This window comes from Leptospira sanjuanensis (assembly GCF_022267375.1).
Taxonomy (GTDB): domain Bacteria; phylum Spirochaetota; class Leptospiria; order Leptospirales; family Leptospiraceae; genus Leptospira; species Leptospira sanjuanensis.
In genome coordinates this window covers 2,670,463-2,682,500 of the sequence record NZ_JAIZBH010000001.1, presented here as the reverse complement: position 1 = coordinate 2,682,500, position 12,038 = coordinate 2,670,463, and the positions used below count along the sequence as shown (strand labels likewise).

Sequence of the window (12,038 nt, the reverse complement as noted above, 5' to 3'; positions counted from 1 at the left end):
CCGTCAACGAATTCGGCTGATTGAGGGCGATCACAGGCGCCGGCCTATATCGGATCGTTTTTGAAAGAAGTGCGGCTCCCGATCGGGTTACGACGATGGGGACGGTCGTATTCGCGCTGATACCTGCTAAGGTCGGCATTGTAAACGTAATCGTTTTTGAATCAACGACCGTAATTCCAGTTGCTGCAGTTCCTCCGATCGTAATGGTATAATCCGCGGCGGCTCCGGGGAAACTATCGCCGGTAATGGTAGTCGTGCTTCCCGGAAACCCGCGATCCGGATAAAAGTCCGCAACGGATTCCGCGCTTGTGATCGTATAAAGAAGCAGAAGGTTCGTGAACGGATCGTCCGATTCTCCCTTTTTACAGTTGAGGAACGAAATGATGAGGAATAAGGAGGCGCTAAGGATTGCGATCGTCTTTTTCATGGCAGGATGCTCCTGATACGTTTTCGATTTAGTTTTATGTCTAGGACTTACAGGATACTATAGTATTTGATAGGTAGATATATCGGGAACTACGTAGATACGCGAAATTTATACGTAGTTTTTCGGATTCCGAATTGTATGGCGGTTGAAGTGTCCGGTTTTTAAACGAAATACTTTTACTTTGTTGAATATTCTAAAAAATGATTATTCACTTCTCAGTTTGAAAACAGCATTGTTGCAGGAAAAGCTCGCTTTCTTCGGAATCAGACAAAGATTCAGATTCTTATGATTGCTGTTGTACGCGTCCATTAGAAATTTTTTCGTATGTTCGACCGCGTGTTGACCGGCCCATTCGTGAAAATTAACGTTAGGCGACTTCTCAAGAGTATTTCCGCCTCGAACACTTTTTTCCGAATCCTTGTTGAGACAAATATGCGTCGCATAGGGCTGAAAGAATTTCATCTCGTTGGGAGAAAGTTCGAGACATTCCAACGCTTCCTCTTCATGATTTACGATCGGAGAAAGATCGTAGTATCCGGTTTGGATGTTCGGCATCGAAAGAAGCTTCCACGGTTCCTCAAGCGGAGCGGTCTCGATTCGGTTCGGATGATTTTCAACCCAGTTGCTATGTGCGTAAAAATCCTGGATGATATGAGTCGCATGTCCGATTTCCTTCATCGAATCGTAAAAGAAGGCCGCCTTTTCGGATTTCGTTTTTAAATTTCTGAGTTCGATCCCGCATCCGAATATATTGTTGTTATCGCAGTGAAAGGCTTCTGTATCCATCAGTTCCGAATCCGAGTGGAGGTTTCCGTGAACGATCATCTCCTGACAATCGGCTCTGATTTCATATCCGGTCTCATCGGTAAATTCGCGAAAGGATTCCTTTAAAATTCGAATGTGATTGAACGAACCCGATGGCCCGAATGCTTCCAAATCGGAAAAAACGGGCCAAAGATCCAAGAGAATGACGAGAATGGGAATGGTAAAAATCAGTTTTAGAGCCTTTTTCATAAAAAAGTAAGTAACTGCTTACATACTTTTTAGACCCCATTTTCCCGAAAAGTGCATTTTTTTAAGCGAATTTCAAATGGGAGGGAGTGTTTTTTAAGTGATAGCGAAAAGGGGCCGCGACTTTAAATCTTGAGCGAGTGATCGGTAGGTTAGCGTTTTGAAAGTGCATGGAACACTTGGCAAACAAAGCGTGTATAACGCATCACTCAAGGAAGGGGAAAACGGGAGAAGCGAAGGAATTCGCTACTTTGACAGATCCGCTTAGAAGAAACCGGGTTTGGACGGAACTCCGGCCTCAATCTTGTCTCAAAGATGGAGCCGAAGTTTACTTCGACGAGGATTCTTCCTTTGGAATTTTGCTGCCGAGAAATTCCGTAAGATCAATGAGACCTTTGATGAATCTTAAATTGTATCTGCTTTCGTAGAGCAAAAAGACGCTCGCCATAAAGAGAAAAAGACCGCCGGCGAGCGCGCTGAGAGTCGCGATCCAAATTTGATTTTGGAGGAAATTCGTGAACGCAAACCCCAAACTGGAAAGAACAAATAGGGAAGTCGCCGTATAGAGGAAGGCCATGGATCTTTGGATGAGAACCGCGCGGATTCTTTGGACCTTGAGCTGTTTTTCAAGGTTATCCATTCTTTCTTTGGGATAGGGTAGTTTCCCGCCTAAAACCCCTTCCACTTCGGCTTTGAGAAGATTGACTCGATCAAAAATTCTTCCCAAACGGTTTGCGGTTGAAAAAATCAAACTCGCGCAGGCGGTGATCATCACTGCAGGAGTAATCATTCCCGTAAGAATGCCTGGATTGGAAAGGGACTCTAAGAACACGGTCCTATCCTCGAAAAAAACGGTTTTTTGTCCATTCCATTTGAGTCGAACATTCCAAACGATTTGATCGGAGGCTGTTTGTAATCGGGATCGGGCGCTCATTACGGTTTTCGTTCGAAGTTTGATTTTTAACCTAATCATTGTTAGGCGGATGTCGGTTTCGGGAGAACGGGTTATGGCACTCGGTTCCGTTTTCGATTTTCGAGCCGAAGAAGGGCCTTATTTTTCTAATCGGCTTCGAAAAAAACTTGATCTGTAGAGGCATTCAAAAATACACATGTAAGCAATTGCTTACTATATGCAGTTTGGTGAATTCCTTCAGTTTATGATCTGAAGAATCTATAAAAATAACCGCCGAACCGAAATAGGTCGATTCGAACAAGAACGGGGTGCTTTTTGTTTTCTGCTTTGATACAAAAATGGAACGATTTTAATTCCAAGATTTCCACTTCCAAATTCAGATTTTTATTTTTACTGCTCGTGCCCGCTTTGATCCTCTTTGCGGATCTCGGGTTACGCTGGAAAATTCTCAGTCAAATGGAGACGTTGCAGTGGTCTTACTATCTGCTTTCGTTTCTTTATTCGATTTTGATTTATTCTTTGCTTCTATTTTCTCTCGATCTCCTTTCTTCAAGCTCGAAGACGAAACCCTACTGGGGAATTTTGGCGTTCGCATCGTTCGGCTATTCGATCTGTGTGATCGGTTCTTACGGATATTTCTTATACGCGGGGATCATGCCGAACTTTTTCGTGTTCTCGTATATCTTTCAGGAACCGTTCAACAGTTGGACGATCTTCCGGGGCGGCCTCACCGTTTGGAGTTTGATCGGTTTCTTTTTTCTTTTCCTTGTTCTTTTCTTAAGTTTGAAAATCGCATCCTCCGATTTCAAACCCGCGCGTTTTACGAAAACCGTTTACGGAATCTTGTCGTTTAGTATTCTCGCGCTGACGGCTTTCTTTCACAACAACACGCGCTTTAACGATCAGATTTACGTGGCGGATACGAATTCGATTTCGTTTATCAATCGCAATCTATACAATTTGGTTACCGGCGATCGTCTCGGTTCTGCGGGCCTGCAATCCAGGAACAAACCGGTCTTAAATCCGAGCCCGAATCCGTTTCGAAAAAACGTTCTTCTTATTTTGAGCGAAAGCCTTCGCAGAAAGAGCATGTCTCTTTACGGTTACGAAAAGGATACGACTCCTTTTTTAAATCGATGGACCGTCGATCCGCAGAACGGGTCCGTCGTCGTGTTTCGAAAGGCGTTTTCAAATTCCAGTTCCACTTTGATTTCGGTTCCGAGTCTGTTGTCCGGCGTATCTCCGATTCAACCCGTGTCGATGACGCACAATTCTCCGCTTTTTTGGGAATACGGAAAGGCGGCGGGGCTTTCCACGTTTTATATTTCGAGTCATAGTTTTCGTTGGAATAATTTCACCGGCTTTTTTAAAAACGCTGGAATCGATTTTCTGTGGAATAAGGAGATCAGCGGTTTCGGAGTGTTCAACGATATCGGTATCGACGATCGTAAAACCGTCGCGGAGTTCAAGGACCGCGTCAAATTTCTCAAAGGCAAAGGGGAGAATTTCGCGGGGGTTCTGCACTTAAACACGAATCATTTTCCGTATATCATTCCGGAAGAAGCGATGTATTTTCCGATCGGCAAAGACACATACGCTCCGTACGACAATTCGGTCCGTTATCTCGACGGGCTCTTGGAAGAAGTATTCCAATTTTTGAATGAAGAAAAGCTGACCGAAAATACGATCGTGATCTTCACTTCGGATCACGGAGAGGCGTTGTTCGAACACGATTATATCGGACATATCGAGAGCAATCATATCGAAACGGTTGCGATTCCGATGTTGTTTTTCATTCCGAACTCGATGCGTCAGAATTCCTTTGCGGAACGTTTGAGGAAGAATGCCGAACGGAACGTTTCGAACACGGATCTGATCCCGACGGTTGCGGACCTATTAGGTGTCGCCAACCAACCCGAGGTGAAGAGTTATCTTTCCCGGCTCGAAGGGAAATCCCTTCTTTCCGATCTTCCGCCAAACCGGAGAATTTTTATCGCAAACAACAACGAGACTTCTTTGTATCGGGTCGGGATGAGTTATATTCAGGGAAATCTGCATTATATGCTTCGTTTGAATTCGTTTCCTCCGGACGAAGAGGTGTACGACATCCATGACGATCCGATTGAAAAGAAAAATCTTTGGCCGAGTTTGGATCGCGAAAGAAAATTAGAAATCCGTAAACAACTCGACGGTTGTAGTCTTTGCCAGGATCTCTACTCCGCCTCCGGCGTTAAACTCTGAGAATTTTGCCGCTTTTTGATTCGAATAAAACGAGGGAGCCGCGTATTCGCGGCTGTCGACGTTCGTGTAATCGAAATTCTTTTCGTATGTGACGAATCGTTTCTTACGGTTTGATCTCTTTCAGCAGTTCCGCTTCCGAAGGAAATACGATATTCTTATTCAATAGCTCGTAGCTTAGATTTAAATACGCCTTTGCCTTCTTACTCATCTCGTCGCAGACGATCGGGTCCATTTCGCAGAAATTGTTCTTTTGACGCGGTGGCGTGATATTGTACGAAAGATCCTCTTTTCCATCGAAGAAACGCAGATAAAAAAGATCGTTTTCGATCCACCCGAACAAGTTTCCGTAAGCGAAATACGCCGTTTGTGTTCTCCCCGGAGCGAGAAGATTTCTTCCCATGGAGGAAAAAACCGCCTTCTTTCCCACAAGCCCTAAGATGGTGGGAATGATATCCAATTGCGAAGCGATGGTTTCGTCTAACGCAGGTGCGACTCGACCCGGGGCGTAGATCAAAAACGGAACGTTTCTGTCCTCGTAGTAGTCTAGATATCGGTGGTGCGTGTGATCGGCGACGAATACGAAAATCGTATTCTTAAAATAGCCGGACTTTTCCGCTTGCGCGATGAAGTTGTGAACCGCCCAGTCCGCGTAGTTGTATACGTTTAAAAAGTCGTAATCCCTCGTGGAAGGATCGAAGATTCTGAACTTCTCCGAAGGGGTTCGATATGGATAGTGTGTGGTCAAAGTCAAGGCCAGGCCGAGGATCGGTTTTTTGGACGAGGAGATCCGTTCATGCAATAATTGTAATACGTCCGCGTCGTCGTATCCCCAGGCCCCGAGCTTGAATCTTCCGAGTTTTGCGATTTCCTTTTCGCCGAGCACGGTGTCAAAACCCCAGTGAGGCATCAGAGTGCTCTTGTTGTCGAAGTTTAGATCTCCTCCGGTGACGAAGTAGGTTTCGTATCCCATTCGTTTGAAGATGTTGCCGATTCCCGAAAAATTTCCGAGAACCTGATGGGTCCGAACCACCGTGAGACCCGGACGATCGGGAATTCCGGTAAGAATCGACATCATTCCGTTGGTCGTTCTTCCTCCCGAAGCGATAAAGCGATTGTAGAATCTTCCTTTTTTTAAGAGCTGATTGAAGTACGGAGTCACTTCCTTTCCTTCCACAAGTCCGTCGGAAATCGGACGGATGAATTTTCCCGTCCAGTTTTCCAGCATGATGAGAACCACGTTCGGAGGAGTTCCCGGATTGGTTTCTTTCTGAACGCGAAGGATCGGATATTTTTCGCTGACGAATTCCGCACCGGGGTAAGCGATTTCTTTTCGAACGATTCCGACCGCTTCTTCCGTTTCGAGCCTTAGAAATTTAGGAATGGATTGGCTTTTCAAATCCATAATGGACGTGAAAACGCCGTTGAGTGCGATGTTGTTTACGAAGTTGTTTCCCGATACGATCGCGTTAGTCGCTCTTATGGGAGATTCCTGGATTCCTCCCCGGATCGCTACGATCGTGACGATGAGGACGACTGTGATCTGAATCGCCGCCGACTTCCAGGATTCTTCCTTATATTGATACGGGTTGTATTTGAGGAAGAGCCAGGTGGAAACGGGAAGAAATACGAGAAGGAAAGCCACTCCGATCAGAAACGTAACGGTGTTCTGTTCGAGAGCGGATTTTAAGATCACTCCCAAGTCCTTTCCGATAAAGACAAAACCTTCGTAACCGATATGTTTGTTTGCGTTTTCGAAGTAGATGATGTCCGCGATCAAGTGTGCGATCATCCAAATCCCGAGAAGAAGCGGAGTATACCCCCAGAAGAATCGATACAATTTGAAACGATTCATGTAAGGAAGAACGGAAAGGAGCGCGAAGAGGCCGAGTGTCATTCCGATCACTACGAGATCGAATCGAAACCCGAGGACGAAAGCGATTGCGATTTCCTCGATCGGAACTCCCTGGAGTCGATAAGAATAGACCGATAAAAATACGATCTTGTATAAAAGCAGGATGAGAGCGAAGTAGACTACGTAGCTTAGGATGAGTTTTAAGTGAGTTGGTATCCGATGAAACATTCTGACTCTTTCATGACTGGTATGTGAGGAAACTCCGAATTCGTCTGGAATCCTGAATTGAATAGTAGGCCAAGAACGAGCGCGCGCTCAAGTCAAAAAAAGGGAAAATTACGAAGGGCGGGATCGTTTACGGATTACAAACTGCAAACGAATTCAAGACGAAATCCGATCGGCGATGAGTGGACGGAACTCCGGCCGAACCCTCTCGCTCGACTGTACTAATCAGTTTGGTCTATAAATTTCTTTCCAAAAAAAATTCTATATTTTGATCGTTGTACTCCGGAAATCCGGTTTTGGGTCTTGACAGAATTCCCTTTTTTCTGAATAATGAGTGAGTAATCACTCACCGTGGGACAACCAATGGAAGAAATGAAGGATAGTATCGAACTCGATCCCGAATGGCCCGAAGGTCAAAAAAAGATCTTTTTGGCGGCCGTCGAAATTTTCGCGCAAAAAGGATTCTCCGCCGCGACCACGGTGGAAATCGCAAAAAAGGCCGGGGTCGCCGAGGGTTTGATCTTTAAGCACTTTAAAAGTAAGAAGGAGCTTTTGCTCCGTCTCGCCATGCCGATTATGGAAGGATTTATCGCGCCCATCACATTAAGAAGATTGAATGTAATCTTTTCGCAGGAATTTTCCAGCTTGGAACAATTCCTGAACGCGGTTTTCGAGGAACGAATCGCGTTTATCGCGAAAAACCGAAATCTGCTTCGGATCATTCTTCAGGAAGCGTTCATCAATCCGGATATTCAAGGCGTGCTGGAGCGGGTTTTCAAGGAAAGACTCTCGCCAATCATCAAAGAACGACTTCGTAAGTTTCAGGAAAGCGGATTGATCGCGGACATTCCTCTCGATTCGGCGTTTCGTCTGATCGCGACCAACCTCGCCGGTTATATGATGCTCACTGAAATTTTCTATCAACCGAAGACCGAAGACGGTTGGGATAGGGAAGCAGAAATGAAACGTACGATCGAGTTCATCGCCGGAGGACTTGCTCCCAAAAAAACGGAGATCGGGGTCGTGCCTAAAACAAAAATAAAAACGAAAAACAAACAAACCCTTCCCAAGAAATCGAAATCAAACCCCAAAAAAGCCGCACAGGCAAAAAAGAAAAAAAAGAAATCGTAAAGCGCGGGTTTCCCCTCAGGAGTTGGTATGAATTTTGTAATCAATACGTTAAAATCTTGGATCAAGGTCTATTGGTCCTTGCGTCTGCCGTTTCGGATCCTTTTTCCGATTCTTCCGATTGCGGTTTTGTTTTTCATTCTTTCCGCGAAAGGAAAAAATGAAGTTCAGGACGTGGCCGTTATCGGACCGATTGCCGAAAAGGCGTACGGACTTGGAACCGTGCATTCTCTCGATACGTTTCGGTTTCGTGTCGGAGTTCCGACAAAAATCACGAAAGTTTTTGTTCTGGAAGGGGACGAGGTTGTTCCGGGACAGGGACTTCTTCAGTTGGAAGGAATGACGGTCGTTCGTTCTCCGATACACGGAATCGTTTCGGATGTCGGTTATCACGAAGGAGAGGTCGCGTTTCAGAATCTTCTCGCGATCGAAGTATTGGGAGTCGGCTCCAAATATCTCATCGTCGCGTTGGACGAACAGATTCTTCTTTCGATCCGCAAAGGACAAAGGGCTTTGATACGCTTCGAAGGGAAGCCGAACGAAGTGATCCAGGGAAGAGTTCAGGGTACGTTTTCGCACGCAGGTCAGTTTTACGCGAGAATCGAAGGAGCCCGTTTTCCGGAAGGAGTTCTTCCCGGGATGACGGCGGACGTCGCGATCGAGATCGGGACCAAGGAGAACGCGGTTCTTGTTCCGAGAAAATACGAGAAAAAACAGAAAATTTTAATATTCAGAAACGGTAAATCGATTCCGGTTGCGTTTACGCCCGGTCTTAAATCGGAGTTGTTCATCGAGGTTAAGGAAGGGGATATCCAGGCCGGAGATAAACTCTCAGAGGTTCCGTAATGTTGTTCGTCGCCATCAGACAAATGCTCGTTCGGGGAAAACAAACCCTGACGACGCTTTCGGGAATCGTTTTGGGAACCGCGGCGTTTATCATCATCTCGGGCGTTTTGCTCGGCTTTCGGGGATATTTGATCGATCAGCTGATCAACGCGGATTGTCACGTTCGGATCAGTCCGAGACAGGAGATCATTCAGCCGAATTCCATGGACGACCTTTTTCCGGGCGAGAACGTGTTCTGGCTTTCTCCTCCTTCGGGAAAAAGAGGGTCCACACATTTAAACAACGCAAGTCTTTGGTACGAACGTCTCGATCAGGATAAGGAAGTGGAGGCGTATTCTCCGCAGGTGAGCGGAAGAATTTTTCTTTTTTCCGGTTCCAATCAGGAGGCCGGCAAGATCATCGGAATCATTCCTTCCAGACAAGTACAGATCACTCCTCTTGCGGATTATATCACCGAAGGCAGCGTCGAATCGTTGTCCGCCGGAAATCGGATCGTTCTTGGAGACGGTCTTGCAAAATTACTCGGACTCGGCGTGAATAAAACCGTTTGGGTGACTTCGGGACTTCAGGAGAAGACTCCGTTCCGGATTTCGGGAATCTTCCGCTCGGGGAACAAGGCCTTGGACGACAGCGTCGCCTACGGTTTGTTAAGCGAAATCCAATTGCTAACGGGGCAGTCCGGAATGATAACCGACATCGCCGTCCGTCTCAAGGACGTAAACCGTTCTCTCTCCAAGGCGGAGGAATGGAGAACCATGGGGGACGAGAAAGTTCTCAGTTGGCAGGAGGCGAACACGAGCTTTTTCGCGATTTTCAAACTCCAGGACGCGATCCGTTATTCCATGACCGCGGCGATTTTAACGGTCGCCGGATTTGGAATATACAATATTTTGAATGTAATCATCAATCAGAAAAAACGGGAAATCGCCATTCTCCGTTCCATAGGCTACAGACCCAACGAAGTTCTGATGATCTTTCTGATGCAGGGAGTGATTCTCGGCGTGATCGGAGGGGTTTTAGGAATGTTGATCGGATTTTTGATCTGTCTCCGGATCGAATCCCTTCCCTTCACCAATCCGCTTTTTTCCGCCGGAGCCAGCACGATGGTGATTTCGTTCGCACCGTCGATCTATCTACAGGCGTTCGCTCAATCGATGGTCGCGACCCTGATCGCGAGTTGGATCCCCGCGCGATCCGCGGGAAAACTTTCACCGATCGAAATCATACGAGGAGAATAGGATGCACATCGAATCGCAAACCGGAATCTCCGTCCACAATCTCCGCAAGACCTTCGGCAACAGCGAAATCATCAAAGGAGTCAGCATCGACATAGAAGAGGGCGACTACGTTTCTCTTACCGGAAAATCCGGTTCGGGTAAAAGTACTCTTTTGTATATGATCAGTTCTCTCGATCCTCCGACTTCCGGCGGAATAGAGATCGACGGAAGGAATATCTACCAAATGGGAGAAGAGGAGATTCACGAATTCAGAAACAAAAGAATGGGATTCATCTTTCAGTTTCACTATCTTCTTCCCGAATTTACGGCTCTGGAAAACGTATTGATGCCCGCGCGCAAAGCGGGTCTTTTAAAAGAATGTCAGAGTTATGCGGAACATCTTCTGGAGGAATTCGATCTCAAGGATCGGATGGATTACAGAATCAACCGTTTGTCCGGGGGGCAGGCGCAAAGGGTCGCGATCGCCCGCGCACTTGTGATGAATCCGAAATATATCTTCGCGGACGAACCTACGGGTGCCTTGGACTCGGCTAACACAAAGGTGGTGATGAACATTCTGGAAAAAGTGAATCGCGAGACCAAAACCACGATCCTTGTGGTGACGCACGACCCCGACTTCGCTTCGAGAACGAAACGCCAGATCCATCTTGTGGACGGGCGAGTCGTTTCGTTGAAAGAATTCGAGGCTTCCCGAAAAAACGGAAAGGCGGCCCGTTGAATTCGGAGAACGACGCATAAGAATCCGTCCCCCGGAAAGCTCAATGACACTGCTGCCAGTGAATCGCAGGGGCCGAACCTTGCGGCTTGTCTTTTTACCGAAGTATTTTTAATTTCGGGACTCGCCGTAAATTAACGCGGGAAACTTTTTGCGATAGGCTTTAAAAGTCCCGTCTCCGATTCTACGTTTATGCACTGGAAGTTTCCCAAGTTCAAAGCGGGACAACCGAGACGATGGGAATATCTGTTACCCACCGGTTCCTCCAAAGAAACGGAACAAATCGCGAAGAAGATCGTTTCCGATTCGTATCTTCCCAAAACTCAGGTTCCGTTTTTAAAAACTCTTCCCGGAAAGATTCTTTTGGAAAACGCGAACTTCCGCCAAGCGCTTGAACTATTGGTAAGAATTCCTTGGGTTCGCGATTTCCGTTTAAATTTGGGAATGGTTCCGTTCAAACGTTCCTTTTCCTTTCAGGAGTTCGAAACCGCGCTGCGAAAATCGAAAATTCTTCCGGAAGATTGGGGTCTTCGCTTTCGTCCTCAAATCAAGGGAGAAACCGATTGGACGACCGAGGATTTAAACCGACTTTGGGAAACCGCCGTAATCTCCGCCGATTCTGCGGAAAAAACGACGGAACTCAGCGCGCTTCTTTTGGAAGACGAGATCATTTTGAACATCAGTCTTTCGGGCGAACCCTTAAATCAACGCGGAAGTTTTAAACCTCTGGCAAAATCGGCGCCGATCCGCGAAGATCTTGCAAGATTTCTAATACAACGAATGCATAAAATTCTTCCCAACCCGGACGCGGTCTTCGTTCCGTTTGCAGGGACGGGAACCTTGATCCGCGAATCGGTGGATTCCATTTTGGGAATCGGTTTTCCGCATTATTCCAGAACGTATCTGTTTCAGGAAATGGAGGAATTTCCCGAGGCGACTTGGGAATTCTTGAAAAAGAAGATTCTAAACAACGGCGGAGTAGGTTCGATCGGTGTCTGGTGGAACGAGCTCAACCGCGAAACCTTCGTATATTCGGAAAAACGAATGGATGTATATCATGATTTTCTAAAAGGATCCGGATATACCGATTCGATCCGATTTTCCAAAAACGAAGGCGATTTTTTCTTATTGTCTCCTAAAACGGTTTGGGAATCGATCGGCGGACCGAAGCGGATATGGATGCCTCTCAATCCTCCGTACGGTTTGCGTATGGAAACGGGTTCTTTAGCAAGTTTTTATAAAAGATTGGGTGAACGTCTGACTCATTGGTGGGAACTTCCCTGCGAGATTAGCGGGTTTGTGCTTTGTCCGGACGAGGCTTCTTGGTCGATTCTGATCCGAAACATGGGAATCAAAACCGACACGATTCATGTGACTCACGGCGGCACCGATTTAAGGGTCGTTTATTTTTAAAGAAGATACACGAATAAAATCCGGTTATC

The 12,038-nt window shown here is 46.4% G+C and carries 10 protein-coding genes (1 of these 10 running past the window's edge); 6 read left to right on the top strand and 4 right to left on the bottom strand.

The genetic code is table 11. The features are described 5' to 3' along the window. The 3 genes from LFX17_RS12065 to LFX17_RS12055 form a co-directional block, all read right to left on the bottom strand. A protein-coding gene (locus tag LFX17_RS12065) for an IPT/TIG domain-containing protein (protein ID WP_238746886.1) crosses the window boundary here: on the bottom strand, positions 1–427 show its 5' end (the start). 569 nt of this gene lie to the left of the window's left edge; only the first 427 of its 996 coding nucleotides appear in the window; the start codon lies at positions 425–427; its stop codon lies beyond the left edge, outside the window. Between the two features lie 204 nt (positions 428–631). Beyond that, positions 632–1,441: a hypothetical protein gene (locus LFX17_RS12060; RefSeq protein ID WP_238746884.1), complete on the bottom strand. Its 810-nt coding sequence runs from the start codon at positions 1,439–1,441 to the stop codon at positions 632–634. Between the two features lie 325 nt (positions 1,442–1,766). Then, entirely contained in the window at positions 1,767–2,228 is a 462-nt protein-coding gene (locus LFX17_RS12055) for a DUF2721 domain-containing protein (RefSeq protein ID WP_238731589.1), read from the bottom strand. A 579-nt stretch (positions 2,229–2,807) separates the two neighbouring features. Between LFX17_RS12055 and LFX17_RS12050 the strand changes: the two genes are divergently transcribed. Further along, a complete protein-coding gene (locus tag LFX17_RS12050) occupies positions 2,808–4,592 on the top strand; it encodes a sulfatase-like hydrolase/transferase (RefSeq protein WP_238747766.1) in 1,785 nt (594 codons plus the stop codon). A 103-nt stretch (positions 4,593–4,695) separates the two neighbouring features. On the opposite strand, the gene LFX17_RS12045 is transcribed toward LFX17_RS12050, so the two are convergent. Then, on the bottom strand, positions 4,696–6,672 hold the full coding sequence (locus LFX17_RS12045; protein ID WP_238746882.1) for an LTA synthase family protein: 1,977 nt from the start codon (positions 6,670–6,672) through the stop codon (positions 4,696–4,698). Between the two features lie 348 nt (positions 6,673–7,020). On the opposite strand from LFX17_RS12045, the gene LFX17_RS12040 reads away from it, so the two are divergent. From LFX17_RS12040 to LFX17_RS12020, 5 genes are all read left to right on the top strand, one after another. Next, positions 7,021–7,800 carry a TetR/AcrR family transcriptional regulator gene (locus tag LFX17_RS12040; RefSeq protein ID WP_238730473.1) on the top strand — a complete coding sequence of 260 codons (780 nt, stop codon included), beginning with the start codon at positions 7,021–7,023 and terminating at the stop codon, positions 7,798–7,800. A 27-nt stretch (positions 7,801–7,827) separates the two neighbouring features. Beyond that, positions 7,828–8,643, top strand: a complete 816-nt coding sequence (locus LFX17_RS12035) for a secretion protein HlyD (protein WP_238730472.1) — start codon at positions 7,828–7,830, stop codon at positions 8,641–8,643. After that, positions 8,643–9,881 (top strand): ABC transporter permease, encoded by a 1,239-nt coding sequence (locus LFX17_RS12030; protein WP_238730471.1) that lies wholly within the window; start codon positions 8,643–8,645, stop codon positions 9,879–9,881. The genes LFX17_RS12035 and LFX17_RS12030 overlap by 1 nt, the downstream gene beginning before the upstream one ends. Position 9,882: 1 nt before the next feature. Further along, positions 9,883–10,599, top strand: a complete 717-nt coding sequence (locus LFX17_RS12025) for an ABC transporter ATP-binding protein (RefSeq protein ID WP_238746881.1) — start codon at positions 9,883–9,885, stop codon at positions 10,597–10,599. A gap of 189 nt (positions 10,600–10,788) precedes the next feature. Then, positions 10,789–12,009, top strand: coding sequence for a hypothetical protein (locus LFX17_RS12020; protein ID WP_238730469.1), 1,221 nt, complete (start codon positions 10,789–10,791; stop codon positions 12,007–12,009). Positions 12,010–12,038 lie beyond the last annotated feature (29 nt).